20 protein-coding genes and 2 tRNA genes are annotated in these 24,492 nt (G+C 46.9%); 18 read left to right on the forward strand and 4 right to left on the reverse strand.

The genetic code is table 11. From position 1 onward, the window contains the following. Window positions 1-96: 96 nt before the first annotated feature. The 7 genes from ACR32F_RS08770 (at window position 97) to zapA (ending at window position 11,679) form a co-directional block, all read left to right on the forward strand. Window positions 97-2,223: a bifunctional diguanylate cyclase/phosphodiesterase gene (locus ACR32F_RS08770; RefSeq protein WP_440118042.1), complete on the forward strand. Its 2,127-nt coding sequence runs from the start codon at window positions 97-99 to the stop codon at window positions 2,221-2,223. Window positions 2,224-2,364: 141 nt separating this feature from the next. Beyond that, a tRNA-Pro gene (locus tag ACR32F_RS08775) sits at window positions 2,365-2,438 on the forward strand. 11 nt (window positions 2,439-2,449) lie between these two features. Continuing rightward, window positions 2,450-2,520, forward strand: a tRNA-Gly gene (locus ACR32F_RS08780). A 435-nt stretch (window positions 2,521-2,955) separates the two neighbouring features. Beyond that, window positions 2,956-4,833, forward strand: a complete 1,878-nt coding sequence (gene abc-f / locus ACR32F_RS08785) for a ribosomal protection-like ABC-F family protein (RefSeq protein ID WP_440118045.1) — start codon at window positions 2,956-2,958, stop codon at window positions 4,831-4,833. A 432-nt stretch (window positions 4,834-5,265) separates the two neighbouring features. Then, window positions 5,266-6,300: a phenylalanine--tRNA ligase subunit alpha gene (pheS, locus tag ACR32F_RS08790; RefSeq protein ID WP_440118047.1), complete on the forward strand. Its 1,035-nt coding sequence runs from the start codon at window positions 5,266-5,268 to the stop codon at window positions 6,298-6,300. A gap of 78 nt (window positions 6,301-6,378) precedes the next feature. After that, a complete protein-coding gene (pheT, locus tag ACR32F_RS08795; RefSeq protein WP_440118049.1) occupies window positions 6,379-8,832 on the forward strand; it encodes a phenylalanine--tRNA ligase subunit beta in 2,454 nt (817 codons plus the stop codon). Window positions 8,833-8,970: 138 nt separating this feature from the next. Continuing rightward, complete coding sequence (gene zapA / locus ACR32F_RS08800; RefSeq protein ID WP_440118051.1) at window positions 8,971-11,679, forward strand: cell division protein ZapA; 2,709 nt, start codon at window positions 8,971-8,973, stop codon at window positions 11,677-11,679. Between the two features lie 105 nt (window positions 11,680-11,784). On the opposite strand, the gene ACR32F_RS08805 is transcribed toward zapA, so the two are convergent. Further along, the gene (locus ACR32F_RS08805) at window positions 11,785-12,177 is read right to left on the reverse strand and encodes a cytochrome C oxidase subunit II (protein WP_440118053.1); all 393 of its coding nucleotides are present in this window, start codon (window positions 12,175-12,177) and stop codon (window positions 11,785-11,787) included. 210 nt (window positions 12,178-12,387) lie between these two features. Continuing rightward, window positions 12,388-12,753 carry a phage holin family protein gene (locus tag ACR32F_RS08810; RefSeq protein ID WP_440118055.1) on the reverse strand — a complete coding sequence of 122 codons (366 nt, stop codon included), beginning with the start codon at window positions 12,751-12,753 and terminating at the stop codon, window positions 12,388-12,390. A gap of 188 nt (window positions 12,754-12,941) precedes the next feature. Between ACR32F_RS08810 and ACR32F_RS08815 the strand changes: the two genes are divergently transcribed. The 4 genes from ACR32F_RS08815 to ACR32F_RS08830 all read left to right on the forward strand — a co-directional run bounded on the left by ACR32F_RS08815 (window position 12,942) and on the right by ACR32F_RS08830 (window position 17,831). Continuing rightward, window positions 12,942-15,311, forward strand: a complete 2,370-nt coding sequence (locus ACR32F_RS08815; protein WP_440118057.1) for an endonuclease MutS2 — start codon at window positions 12,942-12,944, stop codon at window positions 15,309-15,311. A 72-nt stretch (window positions 15,312-15,383) separates the two neighbouring features. Continuing rightward, on the forward strand, window positions 15,384-15,803 hold the full coding sequence (locus ACR32F_RS08820) for a DUF350 domain-containing protein (RefSeq protein WP_440118059.1): 420 nt from the start codon (window positions 15,384-15,386) through the stop codon (window positions 15,801-15,803). A 120-nt stretch (window positions 15,804-15,923) separates the two neighbouring features. Continuing rightward, on the forward strand, window positions 15,924-16,490 hold the full coding sequence (locus tag ACR32F_RS08825) for a hypothetical protein (RefSeq protein WP_440118061.1): 567 nt from the start codon (window positions 15,924-15,926) through the stop codon (window positions 16,488-16,490). A 123-nt stretch (window positions 16,491-16,613) separates the two neighbouring features. Next, window positions 16,614-17,831 carry an MFS transporter gene (locus ACR32F_RS08830; RefSeq protein WP_440118063.1) on the forward strand — a complete coding sequence of 406 codons (1,218 nt, stop codon included), beginning with the start codon at window positions 16,614-16,616 and terminating at the stop codon, window positions 17,829-17,831. Window positions 17,832-17,896: 65 nt separating this feature from the next. On the opposite strand, the gene ACR32F_RS08835 is transcribed toward ACR32F_RS08830, so the two are convergent. Further along, entirely contained in the window at window positions 17,897-19,114 is a 1,218-nt protein-coding gene (locus ACR32F_RS08835; protein WP_440118065.1) for an NAD(P)/FAD-dependent oxidoreductase, read from the reverse strand. 99 nt (window positions 19,115-19,213) lie between these two features. Here ACR32F_RS08835 and ACR32F_RS08840 point away from each other — a divergent pair, with 99 nt between their 5' ends. The 7 genes from ACR32F_RS08840 to ACR32F_RS08870 all read left to right on the forward strand — a co-directional run bounded on the left by ACR32F_RS08840 (window position 19,214) and on the right by ACR32F_RS08870 (window position 23,574). Then, window positions 19,214-19,447 (forward strand): hypothetical protein, encoded by a 234-nt coding sequence (locus ACR32F_RS08840; protein WP_440118067.1) that lies wholly within the window; start codon window positions 19,214-19,216, stop codon window positions 19,445-19,447. A gap of 70 nt (window positions 19,448-19,517) precedes the next feature. Beyond that, on the forward strand, window positions 19,518-19,877 hold the full coding sequence (locus tag ACR32F_RS08845; RefSeq protein WP_440119750.1) for a spore coat protein: 360 nt from the start codon (window positions 19,518-19,520) through the stop codon (window positions 19,875-19,877). 158 nt (window positions 19,878-20,035) lie between these two features. Then, entirely contained in the window at window positions 20,036-20,536 is a 501-nt protein-coding gene (locus ACR32F_RS08850) for an Lrp/AsnC family transcriptional regulator (protein WP_247901666.1), read from the forward strand. A gap of 13 nt (window positions 20,537-20,549) precedes the next feature. Further along, a complete protein-coding gene (locus tag ACR32F_RS08855) occupies window positions 20,550-21,758 on the forward strand; it encodes an aminotransferase class I/II-fold pyridoxal phosphate-dependent enzyme (RefSeq protein ID WP_440118070.1) in 1,209 nt (402 codons plus the stop codon). 301 nt (window positions 21,759-22,059) lie between these two features. Further along, window positions 22,060-22,281: an aspartyl-phosphate phosphatase Spo0E family protein gene (locus ACR32F_RS08860; protein WP_440119751.1), complete on the forward strand. Its 222-nt coding sequence runs from the start codon at window positions 22,060-22,062 to the stop codon at window positions 22,279-22,281. 167 nt (window positions 22,282-22,448) lie between these two features. Next, window positions 22,449-23,000 carry a hypothetical protein gene (locus ACR32F_RS08865; protein WP_440118072.1) on the forward strand — a complete coding sequence of 184 codons (552 nt, stop codon included), beginning with the start codon at window positions 22,449-22,451 and terminating at the stop codon, window positions 22,998-23,000. A 37-nt stretch (window positions 23,001-23,037) separates the two neighbouring features. Next, on the forward strand, window positions 23,038-23,574 hold the full coding sequence (locus ACR32F_RS08870; RefSeq protein ID WP_440118074.1) for a bifunctional adenosylcobinamide kinase/adenosylcobinamide-phosphate guanylyltransferase: 537 nt from the start codon (window positions 23,038-23,040) through the stop codon (window positions 23,572-23,574). Window positions 23,575-23,668: 94 nt separating this feature from the next. Here ACR32F_RS08870 and ACR32F_RS08875 read toward each other — a convergent pair whose 3' ends face one another. Then, entirely contained in the window at window positions 23,669-24,280 is a 612-nt protein-coding gene (locus ACR32F_RS08875; protein ID WP_440118076.1) for a DedA family protein, read from the reverse strand. Window positions 24,281-24,492 lie beyond the last annotated feature (212 nt).

The raw sequence follows: 24,492 nt of genomic DNA on the forward strand, positions 1-24,492 counted from the left end.
ACGTTGGTAAATATATTTTTTGTCGAATTATGTAGCAAGATTGCAAGTTTGGGTAATGTATTTCAGGATAGGTGATCCCGGGAAGGAAAACACGGCATGAAGGTTAATCTACAAGATCAGAGAAAAATAGGTTGGGTCGCTGTATGCGGCTTATTGTGTTTCCTCGCAAGTCAATGGTTTCGTTCCTCTGTAAGCTCTGATCTGATCATATCGGGTTACCCGGTTCTGACACTCTTGGGTGGATTCGCTGCGGCAGCGGCCTGTATCGGCATTTATAATCAAAGCTGGTTGTTCCAGACTCAAAGGCAGACCCTGCGAAGAGTTTTGATGACAACACTGTTTTTATTGATTGGTTTGTTTGAACTGATTCACATCGTTTCTTTTGCAGAAGAAATTCCAAGCGGCGCGATGATGGAGTCGGAGTTCTCCCTGAGGATGAGGACGTTGGGATCGCTAGTCTGCGCGGCGGGTTTGCTGTTCATATATACAGCCGGCGAAAAAGAAGTTGCGTTACCACGCAAGTTTCTAGTGTTCAGCGGAACATTGGGAATTTTTGTTATTCTATATACACTGGCCATTCAGGAATGGGGCGTGCTGCCGAACCTGCTTGAGGGTGATGTGCTCGGCGGAATGTTTAACCGGTTTCATTTTCTGGTAGGCATACTGTATGGAATCACCGCAGTCGTGTTATTTGTGCAATGGAAAAAAAATAGAGATGGAGATCTGCCTTCCATCCTGTGTGGAACCCTTTGTTTTTTCTATGGAGAATGTTATTTTGTCTCTGCTACGGGGATCAATGATCTCAATCTGTTGTTGGGATTATTAAGCAATTGTCTGGCCTATTTCTTCATACAAAAGGGGTTATATTCATCCGTAGTGGATACGCCGTTCCTTAAACAACAGGTGGCTGAAGCAAAAATGAATTTTATTGCTCACCATGATGATGTGACAGGGCTGCCGAATCGTCGTCGTTTGTCTCAACAACTGAAAGTAATGATGGACGAAGCTAGGGTAGAGCAAAAGCTTGTTGGTGTGCTGGTGCTGAATATCAATCGATTCAAAACGATTAATGATTCACTGGGTCAACAAGCGGCTAACCGTGTACTTCGCCAAATGGGACAGCGCCTGAAGCATTCGTCGCTACCTGGGGAGGAAGTTTTTGGCATAGGAAGAGATGAATTTGTGCTGACCATGACGGATTTCTGTACGACAGATATGGCATTGCAACGGACAAAGTCGATTCTGCAGCTGTTCGAAAAGCCTGTAATGGTAGATGGGAACGAGTATCATCTCACACTGGGTATTGGTATAGCGATTTTCCCGCATGATGGAGACTCCCCGGAGGAGCTCATTCAGAATGCGGACACAGCGCTGCATGATGCCAAGGAGCAGGGGATGGAGCTTAATCGTTATGCACAGGCGATGCAGATGAAAGCCCAGGAGTGTTTGCAGCTTGAGAATGATCTGCGTAAAGCGCTTGATCGGGGTCAGTTCTATCTGGTATATCAGCCGCAGGTCAATCTGGAGAGTGGGTTGATCGTGGGGATGGAGGCCCTGGTACGCTGGCAGCATCCGCAGAGGGGTTCGGTATCCCCTGCGGAATTTATTCCGCTGGCTGAGGAGAGTGGGCTCATTGTGCCGCTTGGAGAATGGGTACTGCGGGAGGCTTGTGCACAGAACAAGTTATGGCAGGAAGCGGGTTACCGTAAACTGTGTGTGTCGGTTAACCTGTCCATGAGGCAATTCAGGCACTCCCATCTGCTGGATAACATCAGCGGTATTCTCAAGGAAACGGGATTGGAGCCTGTATGGCTTGAACTGGAGATTACCGAGAGTATGACATTTGATAAAGATCGTGCGTTTGAACAGTTGCGTAAAATCAAAGAAATTGGTGTACACATCAGTATTGATGATTTTGGAACAGGGTACAGCTCGCTTCATTATCTGAAAGATCTGCCCATTGACCGTTTGAAGATCGACCGTTCGTTTGTGAATGAAGTCATGGAGGACAGCAACAATGCAGCGATCGTCTCCACCATTACGTCCATGGCGCATCATTTGCATCTGAAGGTGACGGCCGAGGGCGTTGAGAACGAAGAACAGATGAAGTTCCTTCGCAATCAGCATTGTCATGAAGCGCAAGGTTACTTTTTCAGTAAACCGATTGAGGCCGCTGATTTCGAACAGCAGTTTTTGAGAGATGTGGATAAACCGACAGGATAGGGTAGGACAGGGGGCGTAAAAACGCTCCTGTCTTTTTTATTTGATACGTGGAGAGAAAAAATGGTAAATAGAAGTTGCAAGTATTGGAGGATCATGGTATATTTGTTTTTGTAAAATTCATGTTAATTCCTCGGAACTTGACGGGACGCAGCTCAGCTTGGTAGAGCACCTGGTTTGGGACCAGGGGGTCGCATGTTCAAATCGTGTCGTCCCGATCGTCATTCGCGCGGGTGTAGTTCAATGGTAGAACTTTAGCCTTCCAAGCTAATAGCGTGGGTTCGATTCCCATCACCCGCTTAAAAAAATGTAACACACGAAACCCTTGTGAAAACAAGGGTTTTTCTTTTTGTCCGATTCTCGACTTTCCTTTTTCTGCCGTATCTGATACAATAGCGGAGAAATTGATACTACACATGAATGAGAGGTAACCATACGTCCCATGAAGTAAGACACATGAAATGAACCCCAGTTAACTGCAGATGGTTATATGACGCAGTCAGCCAAAGCGGCTGAGCAATGAGGGGATTCGTGTGTCCAAATTCAGCTATGGGATCAAGGTGTGGAACGAGCAAGCTTATACGGCTTGTATGTACCCTGTGTTTAGGGTTTCTTTGTTCTTGCCGTGGTGTACCTTATGTCTGTTTTTTGATGCTTGATCCAATCCTAAATTGCCAGACCGCCGGCTGCTGCCAGCGGTTTTTTTATTTTGAATTGCAGGAAGGATGAGGCCTCATGATGACAATGGTACGCCTACATGAAGTATCGAAAGAGTGGAACGGAAATGAGTTGTTCACAGGATTAAATCTGGAAATAAATGAAGGCGAGCGGCTCGCCATTCTGGGTCGCAACGGGTGTGGTAAGACCACATTATTACGCATAATTCTTGGAGAAGAAGACGGTGGTGGACGCATCGAGCGCCACGTTCCGCAGCAGGAGTGGGGTTTCATGCGTCAGCGCTCCAAGATCGAATCCGAAATCAATGTGCTTGAGGCCGTTCGGCAGGAAAGCGGTCGGATCTATGAAGTGAAACGGGAACTGGAAGAACTAGAACAACGACTGAGCACAAGTAGTGCAGGAGACGAACAAGGGTTACTGGCAGCCTATACAATCGCAATGGAGCAATATGAACAATTGAACGGATATTTGTGGGAGACTGAGGTGGAGAAGGTATTAACACGACTTGGATTATCGTCGGAGCATTGGAACAGATCGTATCAATCCTTAAGTGGTGGGCAAAAAACAAAGGCGCGATTGGCTGGTCTGTTGGTTAGTAAGCCAAAATTTCTTATTCTGGATGAACCGACGAATCATCTGGACGAGGAGAGTATGCGCTGGCTTGAAGAATGGCTATGCTCGTATGAAGGTACACTGTTATTTGTATCTCATGACCGGACATTTATTGATCAGGTGGCAACGGGTGTTATCGAGTTTAGCCCGGATGCCTTGACCAAATATAAGGGGGGCTACACAGATTATAAAGCCCACAAGGTACGCGAATTGCGTGAGCAGGAGGCAACGTACCGCAGGCAAGAGCTGGAGCGGAAGGCACTGGAAGAGACGATTCGCAATTATCAGCAATGGTTCCATAAAGCGCATAACTCAGCTACGGATGTCGAGGTCAAAATTACCCAAAGCTTCTACAAAGCCAAGGCCAACAAGAACATTTCACGTTACCATGCAAAGCAAAAACAGCTGGAACGTTTGGAGAAGGAGCGAGTGGATAAACCCCGTGAAGCTGCCAAGTTGAACATGGAGCTGCAAATGAACACGCTGGCTGCACGCCAGCTCCTTGCGCTCGAAGAGGTGAGCTTTTCTTATACGGGAGACAAACCATTGCTGCACGACCTTCGGCTTGCTGTCGAACGTGGAGATCGTCTTGCTGTGCGCGGGCCGAATGGAACGGGCAAGACTACACTGCTGAAGTTGATGATCGGGGAGCTGGAACCTTCGCAAGGCAAGATAACACGCCATCCACAGCTGAAGATCGGCTACTTTTCACAAGAACTGGAGGGGTTGCCTGAGAATCTTACCCTTCTGGACAGTTTGCTAGGCCTTCCATCGATGACACAAAGCGCTGCACGTACCATTTTGGGATGTTTTTTATTTTCAAGGGATGACGTGTTCAAGCGTATTGGTGATCTGAGTATGGGTGAGAAATGTCGGGTCGCCTTCTTGCGGCTGTACTTCGGCGGAGCCAATCTGCTGGTGCTGGATGAACCGACCAACTATCTGGATATTGACACACAGGAAGTCATGGAGAATATATTGAAGCAGGCATCCGGGGCACTGGTGCTCGTATCTCATGACCGCATGCTCACAAAGGTACTTTCCAATCGGCTGCTTGATCTGGAGCCGGGTGGAAAAACAACACTGTTCGAAGGTGGTGTGGAGGACTGGGAAACTTCCAGAAAGCTTCGTGATTCGGCGCTTGAGATTCGGGAGTCGGACGATGAACGGTTGCGATTAGAGATGCGATTGTCCGAGTTGCTTTCTCCGATGAGCGGTGTGGGCAAAGATGTTCTGACACCGTCCGAGCATGCTGATGGGCGAGTTGCTGAAGCTGCCGAGATTCGGAAAATCCAGAAGAGGCTAAGACAGCTCAGGGAGTAAGGTGCAAGTGTAAATTAGATCGTTGACTGGCTTGCTATTTCGAGTAATTTTGCATATAATAATGGACGATCATCGTGAATTACGTCGATGTAGGTTTTCCTTACAATTAAACGTGATGATGGAGACAAGTAAGCAGTGCCTCTGGACAGGGAGGAAGCGCCGTAGATTGAGAGCGTTTCTGTAGAACAAGGCTGCTGAAATTCACTCCGGAGCGGTTCCCTGAACCATATCTTGCGATCTTTGCAGGAATTAGTAGGGGGTAACGGTTAACGGTCGTTATTCCGTATAGAGTGAGACAGAACAAGGTGCTGGCCGGAAGGGTCGTGCAGCAAGGGATGTCTAACAAGGGTGGTACCACGGTCTTTTCGTCCCTTCAGGGGAGAGAAGGCCTTTTTTTGTTGCAAAAACACCACATAAAGGGGGCAATTACACATGAAAGAACGTTTAGAGGCATTAAAGATCGAAGCGCTGGAGCAGTTGTCTGGCGTGAACGATCCGCAGACGCTTACGGATCTGCGTGTAAAGTATTTGGGTAAAAAGGGTGCATTGACCGAGATTTTGCGTGGCATGGGTGCACTTAGTGCAGAGGAGCGTCCAGTCATTGGTCAAGTAGCCAATGATGTTCGTGGGGCTATTGAGGAAGTCATCGACAGCAAGCAGGAGCAGTTCCAGAAGGAAGAGACAGCGAAGCGTCTGCAATCCGAGAAAATTGATGTGACCCTGCCAGGACGTCGTGGACGTCAAGGCGGACTGCACCCACTGACCAAGGTGGTACAGGAGATCGAAGATATTTTCATCGGTATGGGATACCGTGTAGCGGAAGGTCCTGAGGTTGAAATGGATTATTACAACTTCGAAGCACTGAATCTGCCAAAGAATCACCCGGCGCGCGATATGCAGGATTCCTTCTATGTTACAGAAGACTTGTTGATGCGTACCCATACGTCTCCGGTTCAAGTCCGCACCATGCAGAGCATGAAGGGCGAAGTGCCTGTCAAAGTCATCTGTCCAGGTAAAGTATACCGTCGTGACGATGACGATGCTACGCATTCATTCCAGTTCAACCAGGTTGAAGGATTGGTCATCAGCGAAAACATTCGTATGAGCGATCTGAAAGGAACTTTGCTGCAATTCGTACGCGAAATGTTCGGCTCTCACACGGAAATTCGTCTGCGTCCAAGCTTCTTCCCGTTCACGGAGCCAAGTGCGGAAGTCGATGTAACCTGTGTGCAATGCGGCGGCAGCGGCTGTCGGGTATGTAAGCAAACAGGCTGGCTTGAAATTTTGGGCGGCGGTATGGTTCACCCGAAAGTGCTTGAAATGGGCGGTTATGATCCTGAGAAATACAGCGGATTTGCATTTGGTATGGGTGTAGAGCGTATTGCCATGCTGAAGTATGGCATCGATGATATCCGTCATTTCTACAACAGTGACATGGCGTTCCTGAAGCAATTCGGACGTCTGTAACGGAGCAAGGATATACACATTCAGAGCGAGTACGCTTAATCCGCAACACCAATTTATAGATTAAGGAAGTGAACGTCCATGAGAGTATCGACAGATTGGCTGTCTGATTATATTGCCCTTGAAGGTGTGACGCCACAGGAATTGGCAGAAAAGATCACCCGTGCGGGAATCGAGATTGATGTAGTGGAGAACCGCAATCAGGGCGTGAACAAAGTGGTTGTAGGTTACGTGAAGAGCAAGGAGAAACACCCGGATGCCGATAAACTGAACGTATGTATCATTGATGCGGGACAGGAAGAAGATTTGCAGATCGTGTGTGGTGCTAAAAATGTGGATGCAGGTCAAAAGGTCGCTGTAGCCCTGGTTGGCGCTAAGCTGCCTGGCGGATTCGACATCAAAAAAGCCAAGCTGCGCGGTGTCGTGTCACTTGGTATGATCTGCTCCGCGAAAGAACTGGGCATGAACGACAAATTGTTGCCTAAGGATCAGCAAGAAGGTATTCTCGTCCTGCCAGAACAAACGGAGATTGGTACGCCAATCAGCCAAGTGCTTGGTCTGGACGATCATGTTCTTGAACTGGACCTGACACCGAACCGTTCCGACTGTCTGAGCATGCGTGGTGCGGCTTATGAAGTTGGTGCCATTTTGGGCCGTGAAGTGAAGCTTCCCGATCCCAAAGAACAACTGGTTGAAGTTGGTGAGGCGGCTGCGAATCATATCTCTGTGGAGATTAAGGCGCAGGAGCAATGCAGTCACTATGCAGCCCGTTATGTAACAGGCATCAAGCTTGGAGCTTCCCCGCTCTGGATGCAGAACCGTCTGATGGCTGCAGGTGTTCGTCCAATCAACAATATCGTTGATATCACGAATTATGTGATGTTGGAATATGGTCAGCCGTTGCACGCCTTTGATGCGGATAAGCTGGAAAAAGGCCATATTGAAGTACGGATGGCCAATGAAGGCGAAACGATGGTTACGCTGGATGGACAGGAGCGCAAGCTGGAGCCGCATATGCTGCTCATTACGGATGGCGTGAAGCCGGTAGCCATCGCGGGTGTTATGGGTGGCGAGAATTCCGAGGTATCGGAAGGCACAGTGAATCTGTTGCTGGAGTCCGCCAAGTTCGATGGCGGAACGGTTCGGAAAACGTCGCGCCAACTGGGGCTACGTTCCGAAGCAAGCATGCGTTTTGAGAAGGAAGTAGATCCGGGTGCGGTTATTACGGCTTTGGATCGTGCGGCTGAACTGATTCAGCGTTATGCTGAAGGTGAAGTGCACCAGGGAATCGTGGAAGCTGGAGCAGTTGTTGCGGAGAAACGTGTTATTCAATTGTCGCTGGGCAGACTGAATCGTTATCTGGGAACAGATTTATCGTTGCTTGAGGTAAAAACGATCTTCGCTCGCTTGCACTTTGCATGTGGTGATGCTGAGCAGGGATTGTTGGATGTGGTAGTGCCAACACGCAGAGGGGATATTACTCAGGATGTAGACCTGTTTGAAGAGATTGCGCGCTTGTACGGATATGACAACATCCCAACCACTTGGATTGAAGGACCAACGACACCGGGTGCTTATACACGCTCTCAAGCCATGCGTCGTACCATTCGTGGATTGCTCTCAGGCAGTGGCTGGCAGGAAATGATCAGTTACTCCTTTGTACACCCGGATAAAGCGGCCCTGTTCCCGGCGTTGACACAAGGCAGTAAAGCCGTGAAGCTCGCAATGCCTATGAGTGAGGATCGCAGTGTGCTTCGTACGAGCATTTTACCGCAAATGTTGGATGCAGCGGTGTATAACATGAACCGTAAACAGGATTCACTGGCTGTATTTGAAGTGGGCAATGTGTTCTTCACCGAAGAAGATCAGTTGACCAAGCAACCGCATGAGATTCCGGTACTGGGCTTGTTGCTCACCGGGAATCGTGCCACCCAGCAGTGGAATGTGGGAGCAGAGAAAGTGGACTTCTTTGATCTGAAAGGTGCTCTTGAAAATCTGTTCGCCAATGTGGGCCTGGAGCAACGCATTCGCTTGGTAGCGAACAGCCCTGAAGGATTCCATCCGGGACGTTCTGCCTCTGTATATTTGGAGGCTAAAGATGGGGGCGAAGGCAAGCTGATTGGTACGCTGGGTCAATTGCACCCTGAATTGCAACAGCAATATGATCTGAATGATGTTTACATCGCTGAGATTGCTCTTGATGCCCTCTATGATGAAGCAGATACGGACATCCGTTATCGTGAGTTGGCACGTTTCCCAGCGGTTGAGCGGGACATCGCGGTTGTTGTAAACGAGGATGTTGAAGCAGGAGACATGCTGCGTACCATTCGTGAATCTGCGGGTGAATTGCTGCAAACCGTTCAGGTATTCGATGTGTTCACTGGCAGCAAGCTGGGTGAGAACAAGAAGAGTGTGGCGATGGCACTTGTGTACCGGAATCGTGAACGTACACTGACCGATGAGGAAGTTACTGAAGTTCATGCCCGTGTAGTGGCTCGTCTGGAGGAGCAATTCGGAGCGGAATTGCGTAAATAGGACAGAAAGAGATTTTTTGAACAAAGATTAGCAGGAATTGCTTGAAGTCACATCGAATCCTTAGCATTAGAGGATCGATGTGACTTTTTTTTGATTACAGCTTAGAATCAACATACAGACTTGAAGGAGGGCACAACTGTGACTACACCTGATCGTACACGCGTCACCGTAGAGATCTACGGGACTTCCTATAAACTGGTTGGCAGCAGTGCCGACTATATGAAACAAGTAGCTAACCTGGTGGATGAGCGTATGAGCGCTATCTCCAAGCATCATTCCCGACTGGATACTCCGCGTATTGCAGTGCTGGCAGCGGTACATATGGCTGAACAGTCTCTTCAGACACAGGAAATACGGAATGAAGTGAAAATGCTGACCGGAGAACGTACTGAACTGAGGAACGAATTGAACCGGTTGACCGCCATACAAAGTGAACATCAGCAAGAATTGGAGCGCCGCGATCAAGCGCTTGCCGAAGCACAGAATTTGAAGGTTGAAGCGGAGCAGGCGATCTTGAAGATGGAGGCTGATAAAAAGGCAGAACTAGCCAAGCTGCAAGCAATGCTTGAGCAGGAACGCGCGCAAGCGGCAAGCCGAGAACAAAAGCTTCAAACCCAAACAGCATCGCAACTGAAAGAGGCAGAGAGTAAGTTGCAGGCGCGTCTGAAAGAAGTGGAAGAGAAAGCAGCGAACCAGCTTAAACATGTACAGGCTCAGGCTGCTGCACAACTGAAAGAAGCTCAGAACCGTTCAGCCGCCGAGTTGCAGCAGGCGCAGGCCAAAGCCGCCACGCAATACAAAGAGTTGCAGGACAAGCTGACGGCTCAACTGAAAGAAGCCGAAAGTCGTGCCGTTGCAGAGCGACATAAAATAGAAGCGAAGGCTGCACAGCAGGTGCAGACAGCGAAGGAAGAAGCCGAGTCTGCAATCCTGGCTGAATTGGAGCAGGCTGAGGCTAATCTGAAGAAAGCTCAGGAGGAAGCGGCTCGCGAGCGGCATGAACTTCAGATTCAAATGGATCAGCGTATACAGCAAGCAGAGCAAGCTGCTTCCAATCAAGCTCAAGAACTGACCGAAAAGGCAAAAGAAGAACAAGCCGTCCTGTTGCAACAAGCAGAGCAGAAGCGTCTTGCTGAGATTGAACAATTGAGTGTGCAGTATAAAGAGACATCTGAACAAGCTGAATTAGAATGGATGGAAAAGGAAGCGTCTTATGAGGAGCAGCTTCAGCAAATCCAACAAAAAGCCGAGACTACCGCTGCCGAAGCAACTACCGCCGCCGAAGCTTTGCTACAAGAAGAACGCGTGAAGCTGAAAGAGCAGCTAGAAGAAGAACGCAAACAGGCCAAATCCCGCTTGACGGATGTAGAAGGACAACTAAACGAAGCGCGTAAACAACTTAAGAATGCACAGGAGGTTGTTGTTGATCAGGAACAGCAGCTTCAGCATGAGCGTAGTCAAACTGAAACGCTGCGTAATGAACAGGTGCTACGTAAACAGGAACAGGATGTTCAGCTTCGTCGCATTACGGAACTGGAGCAGCAGTTGGAACAATTGATAGCAGACAGTGCCCAGATGCAGGAACAGCTCCGTAAAACAGAAGCTGAAGTGCACCAGTCCAGGGAATCAGAAGAGCAGTGGAAGCAGCAGTATAATGACACCGTTGAACGTGAAACTTCACTGACAGCCCAGCTGCGCAAATTACAGGAGCAGCATGTTCAGCTGGAACAGGAGATCAAGAAACTTCGTGAAGCCGAAGTGAGATCCGAAGATGAGCAACGCAGACTGCATAAAGTGCTTGAACAGGCTCATGCGGCAGTACGCACATTGCAACACGAAGTCGGTACACTGACGAAGAGTGAGCAGTCTTGGAAAGAGCAGGCTGAACAACGTCTGATTGAGATCGGTGAATTGGAGACTCAGGTACTGGAAGCTGTAGAACAGAATGAAACGCTGGAATCTGGTGTACAGTCCCTTCACGATGAATTGTCTGTGGTTAAAGAAGAAGCCCGCCACGCCAGTGAAGAAGCTGAACGTTATATGGAGCAGGCCGGTCGTATGGAGCAAGAACGGAAAGTGCTTGAGGAAGAGATGAATGAAGTTCGTGCAGAGCTGAGCAAGTTGCAGGAAAGTTATAAACAAATCCGTAAGGATCACGGTGATGCACTACAACGTGAAGAGAACTATACTCGTAAACTCGATGAGCTGAGTGAAGAGAAGGCTAATATAGTACAAGCGCTTGAAGAATCCAGACAGACTGTGATTCAGCTATCTGAACGAATCGATGAACAAGGAAGCTTGCTCTCACAGACTGAGGAAGAAGCACTGGAATGGCAGATCAAGCATGAAGAATTGTCAGCAAAACAGGCTGAGCTCTCATCTCGCCTGCAGGAGTCGACTGCTCGGGAAGGTCAACTTGTCTCGCGGATTGAACAAGCGGAACAAAAAGACCAGGTTTGGCAGCGTCGTGCAGATGAATGGGCTGCTCAGGAGCAGTCCTGGCAGGATCGCTGGGCTGCACTAGAGAGTGAATTAAGTCTCTGGCAGAAAGAAAGTGCTGCAAGTGTCGAAAAGGTAGGCGAATTAGAGCAGGAGCGTCAACAGCTGGACAAGCTGCGCGCTGAAGCAGTCGAAGAAAAGCAGACCATGGAAAATGAACTGCTTGAGATTGGTGAACGTTACGAACTTGCAGCCAATCAATTACGTTTGCTGCAAGTTGAACGTGAGATCGAGCAGGATAAGGCAGAACAAATGAACACGGAGTACCGCCAATTGCGGGATGAATATACGAAATTACAGACGGAATATAACGAATGGATTGAATTGATTGAACAGGATCAGACCTAGCCGAATGATTACATCATGAACGGATTCCTGGACAGCGCACTCTTATACAATTTGTTATAATAAAGAAAGAGCTCCCGTCGCTACGGGGGCTCCTTGTCTTGAAAACTATTCTTCAACGATAATTTTGGAGATCATACTGCTGTGACCACTTCCACAGAAGATGGAACAGGACATTTCAAATTCTCCCACTTGGTCGGGGGTAATTACTTTGGAGTTGTTCTGAGTGTCCAACTGAAGCTTCAGCTCAGGCACCAGAACGCCGTGGTTTCCGTTTGTATTTTCATAAACAATCTTAACCGGGACACCTTTTTTCAAATGGTATTCAGGTTTGTCGAATTCGTAGTTGCTTGCCTTGATCACTAGTTCTTCGCTTGCCGTAACGCCTGAATCAGACTCACCATTGCCGTTTGAATCTGCGGCTGGTCCAGTTCCTCCGCATGCAGCAAGAACCAGGATCAACATACAGGCTGCAAGCCATGCCATACCTTTCTTCATCATGTGCCTCCTTAAAAGCGTGATATGGATAAAATTTGAATGATATCTCAAGCCATCATACCGCAAATTGTTGATGTCTGTACATGCTGCCTATGTCATTTTTCTGAACATAAGCAAGGTGCAACACACAAAAAAATAAACCTCATCAGGCGTTTAAGCCATCAGAGGTTCAGGGGGAAAACAGTCACAAAAATGGGGATAGGCACACTGGGGCTATGAGTGATCTCTGGATCTTTTTCCGGCATCAAAAGGGGTGGAAACCGGGATGAACAGATCAATGATCCCAATGACCAATGCAGCCAGAATGGCACCTAGTAGGCTGACTTCCACATGATCGACGACATATTGACCCAGCCAGATCACCAGTGCGCTGACGATGAAGCCGACAATACCGCGGCCAAAAGGATTGACCCTTTTGCCAAAGATGCCTTCAACAATCCAACCAAGCAGCGCGATAACCAGAGCAAGCATCAGGGCGCTCCAGAACCCACCAACGGCGAATCCGGGTACGATCCAGCTGACAACCATTAATACAATTGCAGCGATGATAAATCGCACGACATGTCCCAGGAAATTCATGATGTGTACCTCCTTTTATTCAAGATCGGATTGGGCAATGGACATCTTGTTCATTGGAGAGGTTGCACAATCCTGACATTTGTAGTTTGCGGCGTTAAAGCCCAAGTTATGTGTGGAAGGATTCGTTAAATAGCGTAAGAAAGTTTCTTTCGTTATAATACAGTTATAGTTTGGAAGGAGTTGTACACTTGGACACGAAAATTTTACAGACATTGGAATATCGCAAAATTTTAAATACATTACAAAGCTTTGCCCAGACTACGATGGGAAAAAAGAAAGCAGAACAACTGGAACCGATCAGTGAGCTGGAAGAAGTGAAGAGACTGCTACAGCAAACGGATGAAGCCTTTATGTTTGATCGCCTGAAAGGTTCTCCATCTTTTGGAGGAATTGTAGACATTACCGCATCCATCAAACGTGCCGAAATTGGAGGAACGTTGAACCCGCATGAGCTTTTGGGGATATCCAACACGACCTTTGCTGCACGCCGATTGAAACGCCAGATTGCTACTCTCCATGATGATGAAAAAGTGGAATCGCTTTTTTATATCAGTGATCAGCTGTCTGAGCAAAAACCGCTTGAAGATGCGATTCGCAGCTGCATTGACGACAATGCCGAAGTGTCGGACAGCGCTAGTGTTACGCTTGGGCAGATTCGCCGTGAGTTGCGCGGCGGTGAAGCTCGTATTCGGGAGAAACTGGATTCGATGATTCGTTCCTCGACGGTATCCAAAATGCTGCAGGATCAGCTCATTACGATTCGGGGAGACCGTTTTGTCATTCCCGTAAAAGCGGAGTATCGTTCATACTTTGGTGGGATTGTACACGATCAATCCGGTTCGGGGGCAACCCTGTTTATTGAACCGGAATCCATCGTTGCGATGAATAATAAATTGCGCGAGACCCGAATTCGTGAAGAACGCGAGATTGAAGTGATTTTGCAGAAATTGACGGCACTTGTCAGTGAACAAACAGAGTGGTTGTTGTATGATGTCGACCTGCTGGGAACGCTGGATTTTATTTTTGCCAAGGCACGTCTTGCCCGTGAACTGAAAGCAACCTTGCCACGCATGAATGACCGCGGATTCATTAAGCTCAAGAAAGGACGTCACCCGCTGATTTCGATTGAGAATGTGGTACCAACCGACATCGAACTCGGGAACGAGTATACGTCCATTATTGTGACGGGTCCGAATACAGGTGGTAAGACCGTAACGCTCAAAACCGTTGGATTGTTAAGTCTCATGGCCATGTCCGGCTTGTTCGTTCCGGCCGAAGACGGCAGCCAGTTATGTGTATTTGATGCCATTTATGCGGACATTGGGGACGAGCAGAGTATTGAACAGAATCTGAGTACCTTCTCCAGTCATATGACTAACATCATTCGGATTCTGAAAAACATGACTCCGAAGAGTCTGGTGCTTCTTGATGAACTTGGAGCAGGAACGGATCCAGCGGAAGGCTCCGCACTAGCGATCTCGATGCTGGAGCATATGCACCAAACGGGATGTCGTATGGTAGCAACAACGCATTACAGCGAACTGAAAGCCTACGCCTATGAGCGCAAAGGGGTTATTAATGCGAGCATGGAGTTTGACGTAAACACACTGAGTCCAACATACCGCCTGCTTGTTGGTGTACCTGGACGAAGTAATGCGTTTGCCATCGCAGAGCGATTGGGGTTGCCGGGTTACATTCTCGATTACGCCCGTGGCGAAGTGAAGGAAGAAGACCAACGCATTGAGCATATGATCGCGTCGCTTGAAGAGAATCGGCTTACGGCTGAACAAGAACGTGAGAAAGCAGAGCATCTGCGCCAAGATATGGAGAAATTGCGTAGCCGCCATCAAGCCGAATTGGAGAAGTTGGAACAGCAGCGTGATCGCCGAATTGAAAAAGCAGAAGAAGATGCCCGCACCATTGTCGAGAAGGCTCGAGCGGAAGCGGAGAAAATTATAGCAGATCTTCGTCAGTTGGCCATGGAAGAAGGTGCTTCTGTTAAGGAGCACAAACTGATTGCTGCCCGCAAGCAACTAGATGAAGCTGAACCGGAGAAACGCAGGAAGACGGTGAAAAAGAGTACGGCAGCACCGAAGTCTCGTGCCATCGGTCCTGGTGATGAAGTGCTTGTCTATAGCTTGAATCAAAAAGGTTTTGTGGTGGAGATGTCTGGCAGTAAGGACGCCATGGTACAACTGGGAATTATGAAAATGAAAGTATCCCTGGATGATCTGGAATTGCAGAAATCTGCACCGGAAACCGCTAAGTCGAAGCAGAAACCGGTAACGGGCATGAAACGCACACGCGATGATCATGTGAAGAGTGAACTGGACTTGCGTGGAACGAATCTGGAAGAAGCCATAATGGAGACAGACCGTTTCATTGATGAAGCTTTCCTTGCTAATCTGGGTCAAATCCATATTATTCACGGCAAAGGCACTGGGATTTTGCGTTCTGGTATTCAGGATTATCTGCGTAAGCATAAACATATTAAAAGTTACCGGCTGGGCAACTACGGAGAAGGCGGGAACGGTGTGACCGTCGCAGAATTGGAATAGCCGGACCACGAATCGATGAAATTCTGCTACCTAAAGGAATCAAGGTGACGGAATGGGAAAGGGGAACGGTGAGTGAAAGGAACGATTGACCAATTGCTGTCTCATCCGTTGGGTATGGTGCTCGGGTTCTTCTCAGTTGCCATTATGGAACTGCTTGTTTTTCTGGCCTGCTTCGAACTGGTGACCAAATACAAATGCTGGCATGAAATCAAGAAGGGCAACGTTGCTGTCGCCATGGCCACAGGAGGGAAGATCTTCGGGATATGTAACGTGCTTAACTTCTGTATTCAGGCCAAGTCTTCAGTCTATGAAGCCATGATATGGTCATTTGTAGGATTTGTCCTTCTGCTCATTGCCTATTTTTTATTTGAGTTTTTAACCCCGGTCTTCTCCATTGATAAGGAGATTGAAGCAGATAACCGGGCTGTTGGATTGATATCCATGATTATTTCCGTCTCGTTGTCGTTTGTGATTGGCGCGAGCATTATGTAGGGGGACCGGTCATGAAAATATTGATACGGATTCTGTTTGCTGCATCAATTGTGTTTTTTGCCATTGGCGTCATCTATATCCTGAACACTTGATTATTTGAAAAAGAAAGGTTGATTCAATATGGAAGCTACAGTATGTCCATGGTGCCAAACCGAAATAGTATGGGACGAGGAATTGGGTCCTGAAGAAGAATGCCCCTATTGTCACAACGAATTGAAGGGTTATCGAACTTTAAACATCAACGTGGGTGATGAAGAAAACGATGATGCCGAGGAAGATATCTATGATATGGATGATGTAGTGAATGATCAACAGACTACGGATCTCTCCGCCCTGTGGGGGGATGAAGTGGAACTGAAATTGCCCGAGCTGCGTACATTGACGAAGTATGCGGATGAGGGGAATGATCTGATTCAATACGAAGAAGGTGTGCAGAAGCAGCTTGATTTGCAGGAAGAGGTACCTGAGTGCCCTCAGTGTCGTGAGTTCATGATTCTCGCTGGTACACAAGCCACAACACAGGATACGTTCAGTCCTGTTGCCAATGCAGCATCCGGTTCAGGTGCATTGTTATCCCCACCATTTCATGTTTTGACCTATGTATGCTCAGGTTGCTTCCAGGTTCAATACAGTTTGGCTGAAGATGACCGTCTGCGTCTGATTCAGAATTTGAGCGCACGGAAATAAATACGATATATCGAAAAATATAATATTCCCGGAAATTCATCATGTTTTTCTTCTGCTTGGGGTACGTTAACCCTTAGACCTGCCTATGAAGTGCTCACTTCAGAAGGGAAAAGGAGGGAGCAGATGAAGATTTCTCTGGGCCGACAATCCATTCTGCTGCTAGGCGTGAATGGATTGTTTGTGTTAGCTGGAGCTTTGTCGGGTACATTTCTGAATGTATATCTGTGGAAAAGCCGCCCGGACTACGCCATGCTGGGATGGTTTACGGTAAGCCAGCAGCTTGCGCTGGGACTCACATTCTGGCTTGCGGGAAAATGGGTCAAGGAACATAACAAAATGAGTGCGTTGCGACTGGGTACAGCATTGTCAGGGCTTTTTTACATGCTTGTGTTATGGGCAGGGCCAAAAGCGGTGGACTGGATTTGGCCTCTGGGGATGTTGCTGGGATGTGCGCTCGGATTGTTCTGGATTGCGTTCAACGTCGTTTACTTTGAAGTGACTGATCGGGAGAACAGGGACCTGTTTAACGGATGGGTTGGGCTCCTGGGTTCCATGACTGGTATTGTCGGCCCATGGTTTTCAGGTCTCATTATCTCCCGAATGGTTGACAACTCGGGGTATCGTCTTATTTTTACGGTGTCACTGGTGATCTATGTGATTGCCGTGGTATTCAGTTTTTTTCTGAAAAGAAGGGAGGTCAGCGGTACATACCGCTGGTCTGAACCTTGGCGACAGTTATCAGCGGAGGGGAGCATCTGGAGACCCCTTGGTTTGGGGTTATTTGCTCAAGGTGTGCGAGAAGGCGTGTTTGCCTTTCTGATTGCACTGCTCGTGTATGTAGCTACGGAGCAGGAATATAAGCTGGGGCAGTTCTCGTTGATCACATCTGCCGTAGCTCTGGTGAGTTATTGGGCCGCAGGAAAATGGTTTAAGCCACAATACAGGTCCAAAGGAATGTTTGTTGGAGCCTTATTGTTGTTCGTTGTGTTGATTCCTCTGCTATGGAAAGTCAGCTATGGCACCCTTTTGATTATGGGAGTTGGATCAGCTCTGTCGATGCCACTGTATATTTTGCCAATGATTTCGGCAGGATTCGACATGATGGGTACGAGCGGCGAAAATGTGGAGAAAAGAGTTGAACTTGTCGTATTAAGAGAGCTGTGTCTGATGGTAGGCCGTTTACTCGGACTTGCTGTATTTATCATGATCGTCATCAATGGTCCTTCGTTACGGTCGTTAACTTGGCTTATTGTAGCCCTTGGCGCTTTCCCGCTCATCGGCTGGATGTTCATGCGTGAAATACTGTTGCATCCAAAGCATCAAAGAATGTCAGATACATGAGAAAAAGGGTATAGTGCAGGAGTTGAATCCCACGCTATACCCTTTTTGGAGACGGTTTTTAATTTTTAGACGGGAGAGGGTTTACTCGTTCTGGTTAAGGAGAACAGTTCCATATCCTTATTCTCTTTCCCTGTGATAATGTCTGTCAGAAGGGATGCAGCAATCATGCTGTATACGGTACCATTACCACCATAGCCCTCCAGAAAATAGGAATGCGGGTAATCCGGATGTGGTCCGATAAACGGAAGCCCGTCATGGGTATTGCCAAAAATGGCTTCCCAAGCATAGTCGATTTCGAGGTCTGGCAGCGAAAAATATTCCGCCACTTTCTCCAGTAGAGCCTGACCTCTGTTCAGAGCCCGAATAGCTCTCTGTTCCTCGCGAGGCGTTTCTTCATCGAGGCCTCCCGCAATAATTCTGCCATCCGGTGTAGTTCGCATGTATAGATAAGGTCGAGCGGTTTCCCAAATCATGCTTTTCTCATACCAACTGCTAAGGTCCACTGGTTTGGTTGCAATCGCATAAGTGCTCTGTAGAAATGCACCGCGATCATTTTTGATCTCCTGCGTTTCATATCCCAAGGAGAAGAAGACGTTTTTTGCCTTAATCGTGCCATTGGGCGTGTAACAAACTACGCCATCTTCCTGAAAGTCACAGTGTGTCATTTCGGTGTGTTCAAATACGCGTGCGCCTTTTTGCATAGACGAACAAAGAAGAGCATGTACCAATCGGTAAGGATTGACCTCAGCATCACCATACGTATATAAAGCCGCTGCTCGGCTAAATGGGAAATGACTCTCGATCTTCTCACGGTTCCATAGCTCTACGTCGAACCCGTATCGACTTAGAGTATGGTACTCCTCTTCCAGTTTGGTCACATCCTCTTCTGTACTGGCACAATACAAACTCGTCCGAGGGACAAACCATGGATCCATCTCAAGGTCGGATGCGATTTCCTTTAGCTGCTGCATGGCATTGCGACACAACTCATAAAATCTCACCCCTCGTTGCTCACCAAAGGTATTAATGCATGAGGTCAGTGTTTTGTCATTGGTATACTGAAGCAATCCCGTGTTGGCCATGCTGCTCCCTGTGCCTATTTTTCTTTTATCAATGACAACCGTGTTTATTCCACGTTCTGTCAAGAGCTTGGCGGAGAGCGCGCCACCCATGCCTCCTCCGATGATCAAGGTATCACAGGAGAGGTTGGTTTCGAGAATGGGGTAACTGAAATTAGATTCTAATGTGGTCGGCCAGAATGGATTACCATTTATAAGTTCCATAGGAATCACCTCGGTAGGAATGGATTTAATGAGTATACTTTTACAGGACAGGGTACAATAAATTCGCATAAACTTTTGATTAAGGAGGATAAAAAGCACATGCAGAACAATCAGATGCAACCGCTGAGTCCGAAAGAATTGAACTATATTGCGGATTCAATTTCCAATGAAGAACTGCTTCTCAAGCAGTGTGCAGCCACAGCTTCCATCACACATAATCCGCAAATTCAACAAGCACTGAATCAGTATGTTCGTTCTCATGAACAGCATTTGAACACACTCGTAAACGCTCTGCAGCATCATCAATCTATTGCGCCGACACAAGCACAATAATGAAAGCTAAAACTAACGTATTGGAGGAAATCGTGTGCATTCTCAATCTTTATCATCGAATGGATCTTTTATGCAGGAACAGGATTTGCTGAAGTCGATTCTTGCGGATTTAAGACGAACCTCGCGCGAATATACGACAGCTACAACTGAAGCTTCCTGTCCGATCACACGCCGGATGTTCACAGATCTAACCCATGATACCCTTCGACTGCAAGGTGAATTGTTCAATGTGATGCAGCAGAACAACATGTATTCTGTTTCATCGAAGGCATTACGTTCGGATGTGGACAAGCAGCTTCAGTCGGCCCAACAGACTCAACAGAAATGCCAGCAGTTCATTCAGGAAAAGAATACACAGTTCAGTCCTTACAGCCAGGCACCCAATGTGTCCCAGCATCAAGCGAATTACAGTAACCCTTATTACATGTAACCTTTGTAATTGTGGTTTGAAGCATATCCTGCTGCAGACCATACCACCGCTTGCCCGAATTCAGGGCGGGCGGTTTTTGTCTTTGCATGAACGTTGAATTCATGTAATATAAGTATTAATTCATTTTCAGGAACCTGGATGACGTTGGAGGGAAAGACATGAAGGATTTGAACGATCTGCAATTAAAAGTTCTGGATCTGTTGAAAGAAGACGCGAGAAGGACTCCCGCACTGCTGTCGACGCTGCTGGGGGAGTCGGAAGATAATATTAAGAACGCCGTGACACAGCTCGAACAGGACCACGTCATTGTGAAGTACGCAACGGTCGTGAACTGGAGCAAGATCGATGATGAGAAAGTAACGGCTTTGATTGAAGTGCAGATTACGCCAGAGCGTGGTCGTGGCTTTGAAGGTATTGCTGAACGCATCTATCTGTATCCACAAGTTAAATCCGTGTATCTCATGTCAGGGGCCTATGATCTTCTCGTAGAAGTAGAAGGTGGCAATCTGCGTGAAGTTGCTAATTTTGTGTCGGAGAAATTGTCTCCGATTGACTCTGTACTTTCAACCAAAACGAATTTTATTCTTAAAAAATATAAGCAGGACGGGATTATTTTTGAAGACCATCAGGAAGACAACCGTCTCATGATCTCGCCGTAAAGGAAGATGCGTCATGATAGTGAATGAACAGACAACAGGAAATAACAAGAAAATGGCTTCGTATTTGGCACCTTTGGTTCAACAAATACCGCCATCCGGCATACGTAAATTTTTTGACCTTGTTGGAGACAACAAAGATATTATTACACTGGGTGTAGGTGAACCGGACTTTGTTACACCATGGCATGTGCGAGAAGCCTGTGTATACTCCCTCGAAAGAGGCATGACCAGTTACACTTCCAATGCCGGGATGCCGAAGCTGAGAGAAGCCATCAGTGATTATTTGGACACTCAGTTTGATACGAAGTACGATCCCAAAGATGAAATTATTGTTACCGTTGGTGGCAGTGAAGCCATCGATCTGGCGTTACGTGCATTAATCGTTGCTGGAGACGAAATCTTGATTCCAGAACCTTCATATGTTGCCTATTCTCCAATCGCTTCCATTGGTGGAGGTATCCCGGTTGGTGTAGAAACCTGTGCGAAGGACCAGTTTAAATTAACCGCTGAGGCATTGGAAGCGGGAATAACGCCAAAATCCAAGGTCGTCATTCTGTGCTATCCGAGCAATCCAACAGGCGCCATCATGACCTATGAAGATTGGTTGCCTATTGCTGAAGTGATCAAAAAGCATGATCTGATTGTCATCGCCGATGAAATTTATGCTGAGCTGACGTATACGCAAAAACATGTTAGTTTTGCTTCAATTCCGGATATGAAGGAACGAACTATTTTGGTTAGCGGTTTCTCCAAAGCTTTTGCGATGACTGGCTGGCGAATTGGATATATGTGTGGACATCCTGAATTAATTGCAGCCATGCTGAAAATTCATCAGTATACAGTCATGTGTGCACCAGCCATGGGACAGGTAGCAGCGCTTGAAGCTCTGACGAATGGATTGGGTGAGAAAGACAGAATGGTTGAATCCTATAATCAGCGCAGACGCCTGATCGTGCAGGGATTCCGGGATATTGGACTGGATTGTCATGAACCGCAAGGCGCATTCTATGCATTCCCGAGCATCCAAAAGACAGGACTTAGTTCCGATCTGTTTGCTGAACGTCTGTTAACGGAAAACAAAGTTGCAGCTGTTCCTGGTAATGTATTTGGTCCGCAGGGTGAAGGGTTTCTTCGTTGCTCTTATGCTACCTCTGTAACCCAATTGAATGAAGCATTGGAACGAATCGGAAACTTTGTTTACAAACTACAAAAAGAGAGTTAATAAAAAGTACAAACTTTTGACAAATGTGAACATTCTAAAAAATAGAAAAAAATAACTTTATTTTACAAAATATTGTGATATAATTTCAATTTGAAATAAGTTTTTCTCGAATTATAGAATATGCCCGTTTTTCGCGGCATACGGATTGTGTAATTTTAATAAAAATGTCAAAGAAGTGCAGTTTTTCTTCCGGAGTGTCTATCGATAGGGATTTATCGTATATTTAAAAACTGATTTTTCCAAGGAGGGGTTGGCTTTGTTTTGTGTTGAATATGATTTACCGACTAATCGTGGTCACTATTTGGCAGAAGGCGATCATGGCGACCGATGGTCGGTGAAACCGGATCACGCATCTTTGCATAACGTTTCCTTGGAAGATGAGATCCGTACGCTTCGCTTTAAGATGGAACAGATATTCCTGGAAGAGAAATCATTTACATCCGATATTGTAATTGAAATCAGCAGTTTGCTGGATTTGAAGATCAATGAGTACATGAAGGCTAATCCGATTAAAGGGAAATGACGTTTTCCTTAGGTCGAAACTTTACGCAAAATCAAGTTAAATGGGAGACCTGCGAGGGTCTTCTTTTTTTTCGGAAATCAACAGAATGCCCCTGGATAAGCAAGGTTATTTTTTTGCGTGGAACAATTGTGATATATTGGACATAGGAGACTAAAGGGGGAACTGGAATGAAGAGATTTTGGGGGCTTACCGCAATCATTTCTTTGATTTTTTTACTTGCTGGCTGTGGCGGTAAGGACGGTTTTACGATTTTTATTATTGACAACCAAGGGAATGCATCCGTAATCTCGGAGAAGTTGCAAGCTAATTTGCAGCAGAAGTTAGGCGAGGAACCCAAGGTGGAAGTGATCACCAGCGCGATGTATGATGTTCAGAAAATTATGGTAGAGTACGCGGCTGGAGAACATGATATTTTTATCTTGCCTGAGGCTGATATGAAACAATACGGAAACAACGGCTCCAATATTCCGTTGGATGATACATTCGATCCGGAGAAGTATAAACGCGGTGTGTTTGATGGCGGAGTACTGGTTGAGAAGGGGGATGGAGATGGAGGTTCAGATATCAAGAAGGAATCACATCTCTATGGCATTCCGCTGGAGGACATGCAGATGTTCAAAGATGTAGATTATGCTGCCTCAAATCTGTTTGCCACTATTCCGGTGTCGGCCGCCAATGTCGAAGAATCGAAGAAAGTGCTGAAGGCGCTGACAGAGTAAATGCGATATAGAATGGCTACGGAAGGAGGGGAGCGGATTGCTGATTACGGTCACAGGCGGAATAGGAAGTGGTAAAACCCGATTTGCGCTTGATTATGCAGCCCGGATCAGCCGGGAGGGAATCTATTTATCCACTGGTGATCATGATCCCGTGATTCCCGAATTGCCATCCGCTCATTATCGTGCCATCCAGGCCGGGAACGGTCAACACCTGACGGAAATACTTCACCAGATTAACCGTGAATCCAATCTGTTTCTGGCAGATCAGCGAATCGTCATTGTAGATAGCCTGACGGCATGGATGTCAGCAGGGTTTAGAGCAAGTGATGACCTGGATCACCAACGTTCAGAGACACAGTTGTTGCTGGACGCTTTGCTGTCCTACCAGGGAAAGCTGCTTGTAATCACTAATGAAATGCATGGCTCGCTGTATCCGTCAGAGAAAGAACGAATATTTGCAGCAAGAATGGCGTCGGTTAATCGGGCGCTGCAGACACATTCGGAAAAGATGTACATGCTGGTATCTGGCCTGGCTATTGATCTCAAAGGTCAAGAAATGCGATATGAAGATTAACAGCAACGAGTTGTTTAATCAATGGGTGAATCAAAGAAGCCTCCGTAACCACACAAAGTGTGGTACTGAGGCTTTATTTGCAGATAAAACCTCTTTATTTCCGGTTATTACTTCGTCTAATCCACCAGATGATACATCCGACCACAATGATGGCCAGAATGACGTACACCACAAGGGAATAGACATCCATAAAGTGCAAAATGCTATCCCATGATGCGCCAAGAGCAGCACCAACGGTAACGAGAATAATGTTCCAGGCCAGTGTTCCAATGGTTGTAAAGAGAAGGAATAAGCCAAACTTCATGTTGGACATGCCAGCAGGAATTGAGATTAGGCTACGGACAAGGGGAACCATACGACAGAACAATACAGTCCACATTCCATATTTGTCAAACCATGCATCGACACGGTGGATATCTTCTTTTTTGATACGCAGAATATGTCCCCAACGTTCAACAATCTTCTCCAGCCGCTGGACATCGATCAGAAGTCCAATCCCGTATAATATGACAGCTCCTAACACAGAGCCGATGGTTGCGGCAATGATAACACCAGGAAGAGTTAGGCTGGTGTAGGTGGTCATAAATCCGCCAAAGGGTAAAATAATTTCGGAGGGGATGGGAGGAAACACATTTTCGAGAGCAATAATGAGTGCAATGCCTATGTAGCCGTATTGTTCCATGAAATCGGTTATCCAGTTTTGCATAATCGTCTCCTCTACTTTTGGTTTGCAGGGATTTGGCGTATACTCGGCAGAGCACACCAATTCATGTATACGTGTGAAGCATGTCACTAGTTTCTGAAAAAATAGCATTCCCGTAATCATTGCTCCTCAAGTATACTGATTAAGTTAAAGTTAGGAAGAGCATATTTGCATATTCAACCCGAATGTTCTGCCATGCGAATCAAATTATTAAA

The organism is Paenibacillus hebaui, assembly GCF_051934385.1.
Taxonomy (GTDB): Bacteria; Bacillota; Bacilli; order Paenibacillales; family Paenibacillaceae; genus Paenibacillus.

Coding starts and splice junctions, on each gene's coding strand:
- ACR32F_RS08770 (WP_440118042.1), top strand. CDS start 97: ATGAAGGTTAATCTACAAGATCAGAGAAAAATAGGTTGGGTCGCTGTA.
- abc-f (WP_440118045.1), top strand. CDS start 2,956: ATGATGACAATGGTACGCCTACATGAAGTATCGAAAGAGTGGAACGGA.
- pheS (WP_440118047.1), top strand. CDS start 5,266: ATGAAAGAACGTTTAGAGGCATTAAAGATCGAAGCGCTGGAGCAGTTG.
- pheT (WP_440118049.1), top strand. CDS start 6,379: ATGAGAGTATCGACAGATTGGCTGTCTGATTATATTGCCCTTGAAGGT.
- ACR32F_RS08805 (WP_440118053.1), bottom strand. CDS start 12,177: ATGATGAAGAAAGGTATGGCATGGCTTGCAGCCTGTATGTTGATCCTG.
- ACR32F_RS08810 (WP_440118055.1), bottom strand. CDS start 12,753: ATGAATTTCCTGGGACATGTCGTGCGATTTATCATCGCTGCAATTGTA.
- ACR32F_RS08825 (WP_440118061.1), top strand. CDS start 15,924: ATGGAAGCTACAGTATGTCCATGGTGCCAAACCGAAATAGTATGGGAC.
- ACR32F_RS08830 (WP_440118063.1), top strand. CDS start 16,614: ATGAAGATTTCTCTGGGCCGACAATCCATTCTGCTGCTAGGCGTGAAT.
- ACR32F_RS08835 (WP_440118065.1), bottom strand. CDS start 19,114: ATGGAACTTATAAATGGTAATCCATTCTGGCCGACCACATTAGAATCT.
- ACR32F_RS08840 (WP_440118067.1), top strand. CDS start 19,214: ATGCAGAACAATCAGATGCAACCGCTGAGTCCGAAAGAATTGAACTAT.
- ACR32F_RS08845 (WP_440119750.1), top strand. CDS start 19,518: ATGCAGGAACAGGATTTGCTGAAGTCGATTCTTGCGGATTTAAGACGA.
- ACR32F_RS08850 (WP_247901666.1), top strand. CDS start 20,036: ATGAAGGATTTGAACGATCTGCAATTAAAAGTTCTGGATCTGTTGAAA.
- ACR32F_RS08855 (WP_440118070.1), top strand. CDS start 20,550: ATGATAGTGAATGAACAGACAACAGGAAATAACAAGAAAATGGCTTCG.
- ACR32F_RS08865 (WP_440118072.1), top strand. CDS start 22,449: ATGAAGAGATTTTGGGGGCTTACCGCAATCATTTCTTTGATTTTTTTA.
- ACR32F_RS08875 (WP_440118076.1), bottom strand. CDS start 24,280: ATGCAAAACTGGATAACCGATTTCATGGAACAATACGGCTACATAGGC.